The sequence below is a fragment of the Devosia polycyclovorans genome (assembly GCF_042181575.1).
GTDB lineage: Bacteria > Pseudomonadota > Alphaproteobacteria > Rhizobiales > Devosiaceae > Devosia > Devosia polycyclovorans.
In genome coordinates this window covers 1,292,741-1,306,436 of record NZ_CP170082.1, presented here as the reverse complement: position 1 = coordinate 1,306,436, position 13,696 = coordinate 1,292,741, and the positions used below count along the sequence as shown (strand labels likewise).

General features: G+C 60.6%; 13 protein-coding genes. 7 read left to right on the top strand and 6 right to left on the bottom strand.

Annotation, left to right across the window (positions count from 1 at the left end; all coding sequences use genetic code 11):
* Positions 1-71: 71 nt before the first annotated feature.
* The 4 genes from ACE4RL_RS06655 to ACE4RL_RS06640 form a co-directional block, all read right to left on the bottom strand.
* Positions 72-1,118 carry an ABC transporter permease gene (locus ACE4RL_RS06655; RefSeq protein ID WP_375599720.1) on the bottom strand — a complete coding sequence of 349 codons (1,047 nt, stop codon included), beginning with the start codon at positions 1,116-1,118 and terminating at the stop codon, positions 72-74.
* A gap of 9 nt (positions 1,119-1,127) precedes the next feature.
* Entirely contained in the window at positions 1,128-2,648 is a 1,521-nt protein-coding gene (locus tag ACE4RL_RS06650; RefSeq protein WP_375599719.1) for a sugar ABC transporter ATP-binding protein, read from the bottom strand.
* Complete coding sequence (locus tag ACE4RL_RS06645; protein ID WP_375599718.1) at positions 2,645-3,283, bottom strand: DUF2291 family protein; 639 nt, start codon at positions 3,281-3,283, stop codon at positions 2,645-2,647. Before ACE4RL_RS06645 ends, ACE4RL_RS06650 begins: the two co-directional genes overlap by 4 nt.
* A 200-nt stretch (positions 3,284-3,483) precedes the next feature.
* Entirely contained in the window at positions 3,484-4,506 is a 1,023-nt protein-coding gene (locus ACE4RL_RS06640; protein WP_375599717.1) for a LacI family DNA-binding transcriptional regulator, read from the bottom strand.
* A gap of 240 nt (positions 4,507-4,746) precedes the next feature.
* On the opposite strand from ACE4RL_RS06640, the gene ACE4RL_RS06635 reads away from it, so the two are divergent.
* From ACE4RL_RS06635 to ACE4RL_RS06615, 5 genes are all read left to right on the top strand, one after another.
* Entirely contained in the window at positions 4,747-7,065 is a 2,319-nt protein-coding gene (locus tag ACE4RL_RS06635; RefSeq protein WP_375600246.1) for a family 78 glycoside hydrolase catalytic domain, read from the top strand.
* A 60-nt stretch (positions 7,066-7,125) separates the two neighbouring features.
* Complete coding sequence (locus ACE4RL_RS06630; RefSeq protein WP_375600245.1) at positions 7,126-8,412, top strand: ABC transporter substrate-binding protein; 1,287 nt, start codon at positions 7,126-7,128, stop codon at positions 8,410-8,412.
* A gap of 70 nt (positions 8,413-8,482) precedes the next feature.
* Positions 8,483-9,400 (top strand): carbohydrate ABC transporter permease, encoded by a 918-nt coding sequence (locus tag ACE4RL_RS06625; protein WP_375599716.1) that lies wholly within the window; start codon positions 8,483-8,485, stop codon positions 9,398-9,400.
* Positions 9,397-10,224, top strand: a complete 828-nt coding sequence (locus ACE4RL_RS06620; protein ID WP_183309974.1) for a carbohydrate ABC transporter permease — start codon at positions 9,397-9,399, stop codon at positions 10,222-10,224. The genes ACE4RL_RS06625 and ACE4RL_RS06620 overlap by 4 nt, the downstream gene beginning before the upstream one ends.
* A 33-nt stretch (positions 10,225-10,257) precedes the next feature.
* Positions 10,258-11,334, top strand: a complete 1,077-nt coding sequence (locus ACE4RL_RS06615) for an ABC transporter ATP-binding protein (protein WP_375599715.1) — start codon at positions 10,258-10,260, stop codon at positions 11,332-11,334.
* Between the two features lie 48 nt (positions 11,335-11,382).
* Here the strand turns inward: ACE4RL_RS06615 and ACE4RL_RS06610 are convergent, their stop codons facing one another.
* Entirely contained in the window at positions 11,383-12,102 is a 720-nt protein-coding gene (locus tag ACE4RL_RS06610) for an SDR family NAD(P)-dependent oxidoreductase (RefSeq protein ID WP_375599714.1), read from the bottom strand.
* Positions 12,103-12,171: 69 nt separating this feature from the next.
* Between ACE4RL_RS06610 and ACE4RL_RS06605 the strand changes: the two genes are divergently transcribed.
* Positions 12,172-12,801 (top strand): TetR/AcrR family transcriptional regulator, encoded by a 630-nt coding sequence (locus tag ACE4RL_RS06605; RefSeq protein WP_375599713.1) that lies wholly within the window; start codon positions 12,172-12,174, stop codon positions 12,799-12,801.
* Positions 12,802-12,813: 12 nt separating this feature from the next.
* Here ACE4RL_RS06605 and ACE4RL_RS06600 read toward each other — a convergent pair whose 3' ends face one another.
* The gene (locus ACE4RL_RS06600; protein WP_375599712.1) at positions 12,814-13,263 is read right to left on the bottom strand and encodes an Rrf2 family transcriptional regulator; all 450 of its coding nucleotides are present in this window, start codon (positions 13,261-13,263) and stop codon (positions 12,814-12,816) included.
* 180 nt (positions 13,264-13,443) lie between these two features.
* Here ACE4RL_RS06600 and ACE4RL_RS06595 point away from each other — a divergent pair, with 180 nt between their 5' ends.
* Positions 13,444-13,644 (top strand): hypothetical protein, encoded by a 201-nt coding sequence (locus ACE4RL_RS06595; protein ID WP_375599711.1) that lies wholly within the window; start codon positions 13,444-13,446, stop codon positions 13,642-13,644.
* Positions 13,645-13,696: the final 52 nt, after the last annotated feature.

The following is a 13,696-nucleotide window of genomic DNA, read 5'->3' as shown; positions in this document are numbered from 1 at the left end:
GCAGTCAGTTTGGCTGAATTTATCGCCGGCTCAGACCCGCCTGACGAGGAGTGAGCGCCAGACCGTCAGTGCTACTGCCGAGTATTGGCAGCCAATCGCCGCTGCAATTGGTCAAGAACAACGGCCGCAATAATCACAAGCCCCTTGATAACCATTTGCCAGAACTCGGAGACACCCATCATGACTAGGCCGTCGCTGAGCACCCCGATGACAAAGGCGCCGATAATCGTCCCACCGATAAGGCCGCGTCCGCCTGACAGTGACGTTCCGCCCAGCACTGCGGCTGCAATCGCGTTGAGTTCGAATGTCTCGCCACTTGCGGGGTGACTGGCCACCAATTGGGAGGAAACGATGAGGCCAACCACTGCCGCACAAAAGCCCGAGATCATGTAGACGGCGATCTTGATGCGATCGACCCGAACGCCAGACAGCGCGGCAGCCCGCTCATTGCCGCCCACGGCATAGACTTTGCGCCCGAAAGGCGTGCGCTGCGCGACATAGGCTGCAACCAGTGCCAGAACGATGAGGATGATGATTGACACAGGGATGCCCAGCACATTGCCCGAGCCGATGATGGGATAGCCCTGGTTTCCCAGCTCCTCCTTGCCGACAAGATTGGAGAAGGTCGAGCCGCCCGAGAGCAGGAGCGCCGCACCGCGCGCCACATAGAGCGTGCCCAGGGTCGCGATGAAGGGCGCGACCCCTAATTTGGTCACCAAGAGCCCATTTATGGCGCCGATGGCCGTACCGACCAGCAAGGCGATTGCAACAACTTCCAACACATTGGGATAGACGATTATGCCCAACATGGGCAGTTGCAGCCCATGGGCCAGTAGCCCGCCTGCAACCATGCCGGTGAGCCCGACAATCGAACCCACGGACAGATCAATACCACCGGTCAGGATGACATAGGTCATGCCGATGGCCAGGATCGCGTTGATGGCCACGTGTTTGGAGATGATGATGGCATTTGCAACCGAAACGAAGTTCGGCGCCATCAACGCGAAAAACAGGGTCACCACGATTAGGGCTATGAATGTCCGCAATTTGAGCAGCAGCAGCAGCGCCGATGCATTGCTGTTGGCGCGCGGTGCCGGAGAACTGGTGGCAGTGGACATGATCTAACCTCAGGCCAGGGCTGTTTCGGGTTTCAAGGTGGAGGCGCGAACGAGAGCCTCGTCGCTCGCCTCTTCAGCACGAAGATCGGCGGTTATGCGTCCATAGGCCATCACGAGGATGCGGTCGGCGACAGCATGCGTTTCTTTCAGATCAGAGGTTGTGTAGACGATGCACAGGCCCTGATCGGCAAGGTCGCGCATGGTGGAAAAGACCTCTGCCTTGGCGCCGATATCAATGCCGCGGCTGGGCTCGTCGAGCAGCAGAACGCGTGGCTCTGTCAGAAGCGACTTGCCGATGACCACCTTCTGCTGGTTGCCCCCGGACAGAGAGGTAATCGGCGCGTCGGCACTCGCCGTCTTGATGTGCAACTGCTTGATGATCTGCTCTAGAAGAGGCGCCTCATGCGCTTTCGATATGGAGAAATATCGGGTGAAGCGACGCAAGCTGGCCAGCCCGAGATTGCCACCCACGGACAGGTTTTGCACCAGTCCGTCCCGTTGGCGGTCCTCCGGGACCAGCAGCAAGCCCGATTTCATACGACGGTTGACCGAGTGACCTGCCAGTTCGACACCATCGAGACGCACGGAACCGCGGGCATTGGGCCGCAGCCCATAAAGGCTCTCGAACAGTTCGGTTCGACCTGCGCCGAGCAGACCGTAGATCGCCGTAATTTCGCCGGGACGGAAAGAAACTGACAAATCATCCAGCGCCAGCGCATGGCCACGCCCGGGCAGCGAGAGATGGTCCACTGACAAAATCGGTGGGCCTGCCTGGATTGCCGGTGGGCGTTTCGCGACCACTTCTTCGGAACCGAGCATTTTCTCGATGATCCAAGGGATCGTTACGTTTTCTCGGGCGGCGGTGGCCGCCAACCTGCCGTCACGCAAAACTGTGAAGTAGTCGCCAATCCGGATCAGTTCCTCGAGCCGATGCGAAATGTAGATGATGGCGACGCCCGCGCGTTTGAGTTCGCCAATGACTTTGAATAGAACTTCCACCTCGGAGGCAGATAGGGCCGAAGTCGGCTCGTCCATGATCAGTATACGAGCGTCCTCGGCCAATGCCTTGGCGATTTCGACGATCTGCTGCTCACCGATCATCAGATCACCGACGAGGGCACTCGGATCGATGTCGTGCTCGAGCCGACCTATCAGTTCGGTGGTGCGCCGTGTCTGAGCGGCGCGATCGATGTGAATACCGGCCTTGGCGATATCGCGACCGAGAAAGATGTTCTCGGTGACGCTGAGATTTGGACAGAGATTGAGCTCCTGAAAGACGATACCGATGCCCTTGCTGGCCGCGTCGCGGATGGAGTCGAACCGGACGCTATTTCCCTCCATGGTCATCGTGCCCAATGTCGGCTGCTCCACACCGGCCAGGATCTTCATCAGCGTCGATTTGCCGGCGCCATTTTCACCAATGAGCACATTGACGGCGCCCGCATGCACCTCGAAATCGACGTCCTGAAGCGCCAACGTACCCGGAAACGCCTTGGTGATGCCCTTGGCAGAGAAGACCACTTGGCTCATGGGGCGACCACATCCAGCGCCACAAGGGTCACCTGCTGGCGATCGGAGGCACTGGCCAAACTCAACGCGCCCGTAAACCGGACCGTGTCACCCACGGCCACTGTTTCGACGCTGCTCGCAACGCCTTCCAGGGCTAGGGCAGTCAACGCTTTGCCTGCATCGGCGTATTCGAGCTGGTTTGTGAAGTCCTGGAACGAGACGAAGGGCAACGCGTCGCGCACGGCATTTCCCCGAATGACAGGGCCGATCTGCAGCACGACGGGATCCGCTAGCCCTTCAACCGCAACATCAAGAGTGCCAGCTCGGGACTCTGTGTTCTTGGCAAGCACTTCACCGGCGCCGCTGACGATGAAACTCCAAGGCGACCCCTCTCCGGAGCGGTAGCCAAAATCATTGCCCGCCCTTTCGAAGTCAGAATTTATGCTGGCGAGCACCTCGGCAACCGGACGAGATGAATCCGAGAAGTGCGGCAAAGCTCGATCAGTCCAGAGGCCCGCAGCATATTTGGCGGCATCGAATCCGAGCGGCTCGGCGGCCTGCTGATCGGCAATCAGTACGATTTTGCAGCCCGCGAGGGGCATGGCAAGCACGCTGGCCAAGACAACCACCAGCCCAACGCGGACATGAATCAACACCGACCTCCCTCGCAACATATTTTTGATTATTTGCGATTTATGCGGTTTTGTATCATTTCCTGGACAAAGTCAAACCTGTCTCACCGGCTATGGAAACGCTTTACGGCAAGGATGGACGTGATGGCACTGTGATCTGCCGCCAATAGTCTGGCAGGCTAGTAGAACCGCTTCCGTCACCGCAGCAAGCGGGAGACCCGACCTCAGCGACTGGTACTCCGACGGGCCACCAGGCGGGGCGGCACGACAAAGTGCTCGACTGCGGTGCGGCCGTTGATCCGCTCGATGACCAATCGGGCCGCCTGCAGACCCAGTAGTTCTCCGGACTGATCAATGCTCGTCAGGCTGTTTTGCGCAAAGTCACAAAACATCGTGTTGTCATAGCCCACTATGCCGACGTCCTCGGGCACACGCAGACCCAGTTCGGTGGCCACGCTGATCACCTCAAGTGCAATGAAGTCGGTCCAACAGAAGATCGCGTCGGGTCGTCGTGGCCCTTGCAGCAGTCGCTTTGCTGCGAATTGCACATCGCGCATAACCTGTGTCGCGCTCGCAATATTGATGGCGCCACCCAGGCCAGCTTCGACCATACCGTGCCGATAGCCCTGTTCGCGCTCGGCCAGAATTGATGAAGGCTCCCCCTGCAGGCTTAGCATGGCGATTTTGCTGTAGCCTGCCGCAACGAGATGTCGAACTGCCAGCAGAGCCCCCTGCCGGTCGTTATTGTTGACCGTGTCAAAGGCATCAGCCGATGGATCGTGATGACCAATAGTCACTAGCGGCTTTTTTTCGGCGATTGTGTTGAGACTCTCGCGAGACTCCGTGGAACCGATCAGGATTATGCCATCCATCTGCCGATCAATCATGGAATCTACCACGCCGGTTTCCAGCTTGGCCGTGGACGCACTGATCCCCATCATCACCTGGTACTGAGTGCGCTCCAGCGCATTGTTCACTCCGGTCATGATGTCTGCAAAGAACGGGTTGCGCAGGTCGGGCAGGACCAGACCTAGTGTATAGGTTTGGCCGCGCATGCCGCGCGCCGAGGCCAGGGGGCGATAGCCCAGCCTGTCCATCGAGTCACGCACTTTGGCGCGGAGCGCGTCTGAGACACCATAGGCATCGCGCAGCACCTTGGAGACGGCAGCAACCGAGACCCCGGCATCATCCGCGACTTCACGGATCGTCACCCGTCCGTTCCGTCGCCCCTCCCCGGCCTGCGCCATCCGGTTCTCCCAAGATCCTGTTATTCCAACCGATTTTGTACCGGACCGTCGCCCTTTATACCCGCTGATCCACAGTTGAGAAAGCCTATTGCAAAATGATCAAAAACGTAGAACGGTATACGTAGAACATTCTACAAGATCGCTACAGGCGACTTTATCGGCGAGGAGGCCAGCGTGACCGACGCAGCAGCAGTTCACACCCGGGGTGCAACCAAGGCCCTGCACAACTGGACCGCGCGGATGATCCATCCGCTCGCCGACGCAGGTGTGGGCACGCCAGCCAGCTTTGTCGCGAAAACCTTCACACTGGACCGTGTCGGCGGATCGGAAGTGCTGACCATCAGCGCGCTGGGCCTTTATCGCGCCTTCATCAATGGCAAGCGCGTCGGCAATGACCTGCTGACCCCGGGCTGGACCAGCTATGATGCGCGGCTGAGCTATCAGACCTATAATGTCGGCGACCTGCTGGTGCCGGGCGAGAACCGGATTGAGATTTGGCTGGCCGATGGCTGGCTGCGCTCGCAGATGATGTGGGGCAAGCACCCCATCTACAACACCTGGGGCGACAAGATCGCCGCCATTGCAGAGTTGCATGCCGGGCCGGGCGCCGCAGAACCCCTGCTCGTGACGGACGCCAGCTGGGAAAGCGGCGAGTTGCCCGTGCGCAAGTCTGGCATCTATTTCGGCGAGGTGTTTGACGCACGGATTGCCCCTAAGGTTTCGGCTGGAACCGAAGCGCTGGACTTCGACAGCGCGGTGCTTGTGCCCCATGAAACCACGCCCGTGCGCGAGCTCGAGCCCCTGACTGTGGCCAAAAGCTGGACCGATGCCGAGGGGCGCACGGTCTATGACTTCGCCCAGAATGCCGGCGGCAATGTCGCCATCACGGTCAAGGGCGCCGCCGGCGCGAAAATCACGATCGAGCATGCCGAAGTGCTCGACCAAGATGGCAATTTCTATAACGGCAATTACCGCACAGCCGATGCCAGGATCGAATATGTGCTGGCGGGCGCGGGCGAGGAACATTATCGCCCCTATTTTACCTTCCAGGGCTACCGCTATGCCCGCGTCACCATCGAGGGTGATGCAACGCTGATCGACATCGTTTCGGTACCCATCAGTTCGGTGACCGAGGTGAAGTCCGGCTTCACTTCCGGCAATGCGCTGGTGAATCGGCTGTTCCTCAACACGCTCTGGAGCCAGCGCGCCAATTTCATCGAGGTGCCGACCGACTGCCCGCAGCGTGACGAGCGCCTGGGCTGGACCGGCGATGCACAGGTCTTCGCCGGCACCGCGGCCTATCTCGGCGAGGTACAGGGGTTCTTTCACAAATGGGTGCGCGACCTCATGGTCGATCAGCGCGAAGACGGCGCGGTGCCCCATGTCTGCCCCGACCCGACCCGGCTCGATCCCACTCATTATCCGGGCTTTTATGGCTCGACCGGCTGGGGCGACGCCATCTGGATGGTGCCTTGGCAGCTTTACCTGCACTACGGCGATACCGCTTTCCTTGAGGAGGTCCTGCCCTCGATGGTCAAATGGGTCGACTTTGTCTGGTCGATCAGCGATGGCCCGATCGTCTCGCCGCCGCGCGAATGGGGCGCTCGCGGCTTCTCCTTTGGTGATTGGCTGCAGCCCAAGGGCCCCAGTGCAAAGCCGCTTCCGACCATGGGCGACGATGCGGCCGCCACTGTGTACCTCCATATCGCGTCCAAGGCCGTGAGCGAGATCGCCCGGATCGTGGGCAAGAGTGATGTTGCTGATCGCATGGCCGAAATGGCGGACCAGGTGAAGGCGGCTTTTGCCAATGAGTTCATCACGCCATCAGGACGCCTGGCCTATGACGACCAGACCTCCTACGCGCTGGCGATCGTCCATGACCTGATCCCGGTCGACAAGTACGAGGCCGCCAAGGCTTATTTCAGGAACACGATCGAGCGCGCGGAGCGCCGCATCGGAACCGGCTTCATCGGCACCCCTGCCCTGCTGCCGGCGCTGATCAAGATCGGCGAATGGGGCCTGGCCAGCGAGGTGTTCCTGCAGGAGGAAGTCCCCGGTTGGCTCTATCAGGTCAAGATGGGTGCAACGACAATCTGGGAACGTTGGGACGCCATTCAGCCCGACGGAACCATCTACAACCCTCAGATGAACTCGTACAATCACTACGCCTATGGCGCTGTGTGCCAGTGGCTGCTCGAGGGTGTTGCCGGGTTCCGGCCGGATGCCACCGACCCGGGTTTCAAGACCATCGTCTTCGAGCCGGTCATCCTGCCCGAGCTATCGCCGGTCAAGGCGCATCATGACAGCCCCGCCGGTGCCATTCGCGCTGAATGGTCAGTCGATGATGATGCCGTGCGCTACGAGATTGAGGTGCCACAGGCCAGCAAGGGCGTGCTTCGTCTGGATCCCAAATATCGCGATGCCACGCTCAACGGCCAGTCGATCGCCTCGGGGGAGGACGTGCCGCTAAGCGCCGGGACCCACCAGATTACCTTCAGCTACACCGCTCCAAAGCGCGAAGTACGCCACAAGCCAAAGGCCAATGTGAACACGCCTTAAGGCGCAATCCAGTTTTTAGCCGGTCCGCAAATGCGGATCTCAATTGGGAGGAAGACCATGATGAAGACTAGAACCCTCGCCCTGCTGGGCGCCAGCACGCTGGGCATGCTGATGACGGCGAGCGCCGTCCAGGCACAGCAATCCGGCTATCTGTCGATCCTTGTCGACAATGGCCCGCAATCCATTGCTACCATGGAAGCCTGGGCCGAGGCCTACAAGGCCATGAACCCCGATGTCACCATCGACATCGAAGTGCGTCCCGGCGGCGGCGAAGGCGACAACATCGTCAAGACCCGCCTGGCAACCGGCGCCATGGCAGACGTCTTTTCATACAATTCGGGTTCGCTGTTCCAGGCCATCAACCCGACCCAGAACCTGCTGCCCCTGACCGAAGAGGCGTTCCAGGACGGTGTCCAGGACAGCTTCAAGTCGGTGGTTTCAGCTGATGGCCAGGTCTATGGCGCCCCGTTCGCGCCTGCCATGGGCGGCGGCATTTTGTATAACAAGCCGATCTATGAAGAGCTTGGCCTGGAAGTTCCCAAGACCTGGGACGAGTTCATGGCCAATAACGAGGCGATCAAGCAAGCCGGCAAGGTCCCCGTCATCCAGACCTATGCGGACACCTGGACCAGCCAGCTTTTCGTGCTGTCCGACTTCTTCAACGTTCTCGCCGAAGAACCGGACTTCGCCGAGAAGTTCACCGCCAACGAAGCCAAGTTTGCGACAACCCCGGCAGCGCTGCGCGGTTTCGAAAAACTCGAGGAAGTGGCTGAAGCCGACTACTTCAACGCCGATTTTGGCGCCGCCTCCTATGCAGATGGCGTTCGCATGGTGGCCACCGGTGAAGGTGCGCACTATCCTATGCTGACCTTTGCGATCGGGGCAATTGCCGAGACCACGCCTGACCATCTCGACGACGTGGGCTTCTTCGCCCAGCCTGGCGACAGCGCCGAAAGTAACGGCCTGACCACCTGGATGCCGGACTCGCTTTACGTGCCGAAGAACACTGCAAGTCCTGAGCTGGCCAAGGATTTCGTCGCCTTTGTTGCGAGCCCCGAGGGCTGCGCCGTCCGCAACGAGGCAGTCGGTGCCACTGGCCCATACATGGTGGCTGGTTGTGAGTTGCCCGATGACGTTCCGCCCGCCGTCTCCGATATGATGCCCTATTTCCAGGAAGGCGGTCAGAATGCGCCCGCTCTGGAGTTCCTCTCCCCAGTGAAGGGCCCCGCACTCGAGCAGATCCTGGTCGAGGTCGGTACCGGCAGCCGCTCTGCTGAAGACGCCGCCGCACTTTACGACGAGGATGTCCGCAAGCAGGCCCAGCAGCTTGGCCTTGAAGGCTGGTAAGCTCTTGTGACCTTGCGGCCCGGGGTGCACCCTGTGCACTCCGGGCCATTTTTCCTGGAGGATAGGGCAAATGTCCGTTTCAGTATCCGCTGCCCCTGCGGTTTCGCCGGCACCACCTGCGCCGCGCCTGACACGGCGCTCGCCCTACCCCGGCTGGTTCTTCACCCCGGCGGCCATCGTCTATTCTGTGCTGTTCCTGGCGCCGACCTTCGCGTCGCTCTATTTCAGCCTGACGCGCTGGACCCTGTTTGATTCCGAGTTCATCGGGTTTGAGAACTTTGCCCAGTTCTTTCGCGAACCGTTCCTGATCAAGGGACTGATCAACACTGTCATCTATGCCGTCGTGACCTCGGGGCTGAAGGTCGTGTTGGGGCTGCTCCTTGCAGTGATGCTGACCAGCCAGATCGTGGCGCGGGGCTATCTGCGATCCGTAGTCTTCTTCCCGGTGCTGGTCTCCACTGTTGGCGTCGGCATTACGTTCACCGTTCTCATGCACCCCACCCAAGGCATGATCAACGAAACACTGGCCATGTTCGGGATTGCTGGTCCGGGCTGGCTGACCGATCCCAACCTGGCCCTCTATTCCGTCGCCTTGGTCGATGTCTGGAAAGGTGTGGGCCTGGCGACCGTGATCTATATCGCCGGGCTGGTGGCCATTCCCCGCGACTATTACGAGGCAGCGCGCATTGACGGCGCCACACCCTGGCAGAATTTCTGGTACGTCACGCTGCCGCTTTGCCGCCCCGCTACCTCGACCGTGATCACCCTGAGCTTTATCGGCGGGCTGCGCACATTCGACCTGATCTGGGCGATGACCAAGGGCGGGCCAGGCTTTGCCTCCGATACCATCGCCTCGGTGATCTACAAGCAGTATCAGGCCGGCTTTTACGGCCTCTCTACGGCCGGCAATGTGGTGTTGTTCATCCTCATCGCGCTGCTTGTCGTGCCGCTGACCATGATCCTCAATCGCAAGCAGGGCCACGAATGACACGGCGCGCTTCCATACTGGGCGGCGCTGCCGCCATCGCGACCACTTTCGTGGTCTTCGTCATCCCGTTCATCTTCATCGTGCTGATGGCCTTCAAGGACCGCCAGCAATCGGCCCTGCGCGACTTCTCCTGGCCCACTGGCTTCCACCTCTGGGAAAACGTGGCCGAGGTGGTCAAGACCCGCAACTGGATGATGATCACGGCCTTCATCAATTCAACCATCATCACGGTTGTCAGCGTCACCCTGCTGGTGATCTTCGCGGCGATGGTCGGTTACGTGCTGGCCAGGCGCAAGACGCGCTGGAACGGGCTGATCGAGTTCCTGATCCTTGCCGGACTGATGGTCCCGCCCGCCGTTGTGCCCACGATCTGGTTGCTTCAGGGCCTGAAACTGTTCGGCACCCTGCACGGCATGATCCTGATTGAAGTGGCCTACAACCTGCCCTTCTCGATCATCCTGTACCGGGCATTCGTGGCAACCATCCCCCGTGACCTTGACGAGGCGGCGATCATTGACGGTGCCCGTCCGCTGGATGTGTTCTTCCGCATCGTACTGCCCCTGCTCTGGCCGGTAACGGTGACCAATATCGTGGTGCAGTCCGTCGGTATCTTTAACGACTTCACCAACCCGCTTTACTATTTGCCGGGCAATGCCAATGCGACCGTGCAGCTTACGCTCTACAACTTCCAGAGCCAGTTCAGCACGGCCTACAACCTGCTGTTCACCAATATTCTGCTGATCACCATACCGCCACTGCTGGTCTTCCTGTTCTTCAACCGGCAGATCGTGGCCGGCATGACGGCCGGTGCGGTCAAGGGATGACGCAGGCGATGACTTTCATGAAGGAGACCGACCATGGCCGGGCTTGAACTGAAACAGCTCCAGAAGAGCTATGGCAATGTCGAGGTCATCAAGGGGATCGACCTCACCATCGAGCACGGCGAATTCGTGGTGTTCGTCGGCCCATCGGGCTGCGGCAAGTCCACCTTGCTGCGCATGATCGCAGGGCTTGAGGATATAACAGGCGGCGAACTGGTTATCGGCGACCGTGTCGTCAACGCTGTCGAGCCGCGCGACCGCGGCATCGCCATGGTATTCCAGTCCTACGCGCTCTACCCGCACATGACCGTCTATGACAATGTCGGCTTCGGGCTGAAACTGGCCCGGACGCCGAAGGATGTGCGTGACCAGAAGATCCGCGAGGCAGCACGCATCCTGCAGATGGAGCATCTGCTGGATCGCAAGCCCAGCCAGCTCTCGGGCGGTCAGCGTCAGCGCGTGGCGATTGGCCGTGCCATTGTACGCAAGCCGGAAGTCTTCCTGTTCGATGAGCCGCTTTCTAATCTGGATGCCGCGCTGCGGGTCGACATGCGCATGGAAATCTCAAGACTGCACAATGATCTGGGCGCCACCATGATCTATGTCACCCACGACCAGGTCGAGGCCATGACCCTGGCTGACAAGATCGTGGTGCTCGATGGCGGCGTGGTGCAGCAGGTGGGCGCACCCATCGAGCTTTACCAGCGCCCGGCCAATCTGTTCGTTGCCGGCTTTATCGGATCGCCCAAGATGAATTTCGTCGAGGCGGGCGTGGACAAGGTGGTCGGCGACAGCGTGACCGTCAGCGGCCCCGATGTGGCGGGCGTGCCGGTCGCCATTCCCGCCGGTCGTCTCCGCCCCGGTGACAGGTTGACCTTGGGCGTTCGCCCGCATGATCTGGTCGTGGCGCCATCGGGCACCATTGTCGGGCGGGTTGGCCTGGTCGAGCGGCTAGGCAATGAGACCATCGTCAATCTCGAATTGCCCTCGGGGGCATCCTGGCTAGCCGTGCTGGAAGGCGACCAGATTCTAAGACGTGGCGATAGCCTCGCACTTGATGTCGATCCGGGCAAAGCGCTCTTGTTCGACAAATCGGGCCAGGCGGTGAACTGAAGGCCCGAATTGTTGACCACCGGGAAGTTGGGGCGAAGCCGGTACCGCCTACCAGGGCGTGTAGCCGTCGGGCTCGATGAACCGTCCATTGTCGACCCCACCCAGTGCGTGCCTCACGGGCAGGCGCCCCCCTTCTTCCGGCGTCATGAATCCATAACCGGTCAGGTCGGTCTTGACGAAGCCGGGGCTAACGGAATTGACGACGATGCCGGTGTCGCGCAGCTCTTCGGTGAGTTGGATGGTCAGCATGTTGAGCGCCGCTTTCGAGGCATTGTAACCAATGTAGCGCTGCGCGAAGTAGGGCGACGACGGGTCGGCGTTCACGCTGAGCGAGCCCAGCGAACTCGACAGGTTGACAATCCGACCCGCCGCGGATTTGCGCAGCAGCGGCAGCATGCCCTGGGTCACGGCCAGGGCGCCGATAAAGTTGGTCTCCAGCACTTTGCGGACCGCCGGAATGGACGCGCTGCTGGGGGCAGCATCGGCGAAATCGAAAATGCCGGCATTGTTGACGAGGATGTCGAGCCGACCGTCACGCGCACCAATGGTTGTGGCGGCCGCCGCGATGCTCGTCTCATCGGTGACATCCAGTTGGACGGAGGTCGCTTCGAGCCCCTGCCCCGCCAGCTCGGCTACGGCGGCCTGACCACGTCCGGCATCGCGCGAGCCGATGATGACGGTGACGCCCGCCTCGGCAAGCTGGCGAGCGATTTCGAGCCCAATCCCCTTATTGGCACCGGTAACCAGAGCAATGCGCTTGTGTTCCATGGATGATCCTTCCCAGTGATGTGCAACAGCCGTAATATGTGAAGCATTCTTCAGTTTGGGAATTCGCATATGGCCACGACCACGCCCGCTACGCTGACCCCCCGGAAATGGCCGCGTCAGGCGCGATCAGTAGCGACACTGGACGCGATATTCGAGGCGACTATTCAGGTTTTGCTGGTGGAGGGGATGCAGGGACTCACCACCACGCGGGTGGCGGAACGGGCCGGCGTCTCGGTGGGGACAATGTACCAGTATTTCCCGCACAAGCAGTCGCTGATCTATGCGCTCAACGAACGTTATCTCGAGGTGCTGGCGGACAAGGTCGAGGCGACCTGCCGGGCGCAGACCGCGAGGCCGGTGGCGGAGATGCTGGCCGCGCTGATCGAGACCTATTGGCGGGCCAAGACCGAGCGTGCGGAGGTCACACGGGCGCTCTATCGCTCGGTGGTCGAGATGGACAACGAAGCCCTTGTGGAGTCGTTTGCCCGGCGGGTGGATGCCGCTACTTCGGCCATGCTTGAAAGCGCCGCCGATGCTGCGTTCGATGACGTGCAGATCGTCAACTTGACGCTGGTCACCGTGATCTTCGGGACGATCCGAAACGCCTTCGAGCGCAACCTGTCGCAAGCCGCCATCGATGCGCTGCAGGTGGAACTGCTTGCCATGTGCCGGGCCTATGTCGAGCTGGCGAGGCGTTAGCCTTGACGCGGATTAAGTCTTGGAAACCGGCTTGCAGTGGATGCCGAACCCCTGCGAGCTCTCGGGCATGAGCTGGTCGAGGGTAACGCCGCGAAAGGTCTCGAGAAACAGCGCCTCTGCCTTTGCCATGGTGTCTGATAGGGCGTGATTGACCGCCTGCTCCACCTTGCACGCCGTTTCCGCGTTTCGGCTGGCGATAGCGAAGAGACCGGGACGGTCCAGCGCGACATAGACGTCGTGCAGGGTGATCTCGCTCAGCGGACGAGCAAGCTTCCAGCCACCCCCATGGCCTTTTTCCGAAGTCACGTAACCTGCCTCGCGCAGGCCGGCCATGGTACGGCGAAACACCGGGGGATTGGTGCCCATGGTGTTGGCCAACACCTCGGAAGTCAGGGGGATCGAGACCTGTCCGAGGTGCAGCAAGACGTGCAGGACCCCCGACAGTCGTGTGTCCTTGTTCATGTCCAGGCCCCCAATTCATCCGTGTCACGCTACGCCACTACAGTGGTTGACCTCGCCTCCATTGTCTCGTATCGGCAACTGATACATGCAAAGGAGCTGTGATGTCTATCTTCCACAAAACGGGTCACAGCGGGCTACGGTCGTGCCATTGCCGGACGGCTCGCGGGCGTTCCTGCTGATGTGGCGGCCGAAGTCAGCAAGGGCATTGCCGGAGCACTCAATCTGGCAAATGATCCGGCGTCTGCGGCGCTGCTGCGCTCGGCGCAGGAAGCGTTCGTGGAAGCATGGCAGCAGGCCATGTGGGCAGGTGTCGTCGTGATGGCGCTTCTGCTGGTCTTCGTGCTGCTACGTGGTCCGCAGCCGCAGGAAGCGCTGGCCTGACTATTGAGGGCGAGCGACTGGAATGTCCCTCGCCAACACCATGCAGAGGACG

What these genes read in the sequence shown, in the direction of transcription:
- ACE4RL_RS06655 (WP_375599720.1), bottom strand. Translation starts at nt 1,118, where the DNA reads ATGTCCACTGCCACCAGTTCTCCGGCACCGCGCGCCAACAGCAATGCA.
- ACE4RL_RS06650 (WP_375599719.1), bottom strand. Translation starts at nt 2,648, where the DNA reads ATGAGCCAAGTGGTCTTCTCTGCCAAGGGCATCACCAAGGCGTTTCCG.
- ACE4RL_RS06640 (WP_375599717.1), bottom strand. Translation starts at nt 4,506, where the DNA reads ATGGCGCAGGCCGGGGAGGGGCGACGGAACGGACGGGTGACGATCCGT.
- ACE4RL_RS06635 (WP_375600246.1), top strand. Translation starts at nt 4,747, where the DNA reads ATGATCCATCCGCTCGCCGACGCAGGTGTGGGCACGCCAGCCAGCTTT.
- ACE4RL_RS06630 (WP_375600245.1), top strand. Translation starts at nt 7,126, where the DNA reads ATGAAGACTAGAACCCTCGCCCTGCTGGGCGCCAGCACGCTGGGCATG.
- ACE4RL_RS06625 (WP_375599716.1), top strand. Translation starts at nt 8,483, where the DNA reads ATGTCCGTTTCAGTATCCGCTGCCCCTGCGGTTTCGCCGGCACCACCT.
- ACE4RL_RS06620 (WP_183309974.1), top strand. Translation starts at nt 9,397, where the DNA reads ATGACACGGCGCGCTTCCATACTGGGCGGCGCTGCCGCCATCGCGACC.
- ACE4RL_RS06615 (WP_375599715.1), top strand. Translation starts at nt 10,258, where the DNA reads ATGGCCGGGCTTGAACTGAAACAGCTCCAGAAGAGCTATGGCAATGTC.
- ACE4RL_RS06610 (WP_375599714.1), bottom strand. Translation starts at nt 12,102, where the DNA reads ATGGAACACAAGCGCATTGCTCTGGTTACCGGTGCCAATAAGGGGATT.
- ACE4RL_RS06605 (WP_375599713.1), top strand. Translation starts at nt 12,172, where the DNA reads ATGGCCACGACCACGCCCGCTACGCTGACCCCCCGGAAATGGCCGCGT.
- ACE4RL_RS06600 (WP_375599712.1), bottom strand. Translation starts at nt 13,263, where the DNA reads ATGAACAAGGACACACGACTGTCGGGGGTCCTGCACGTCTTGCTGCAC.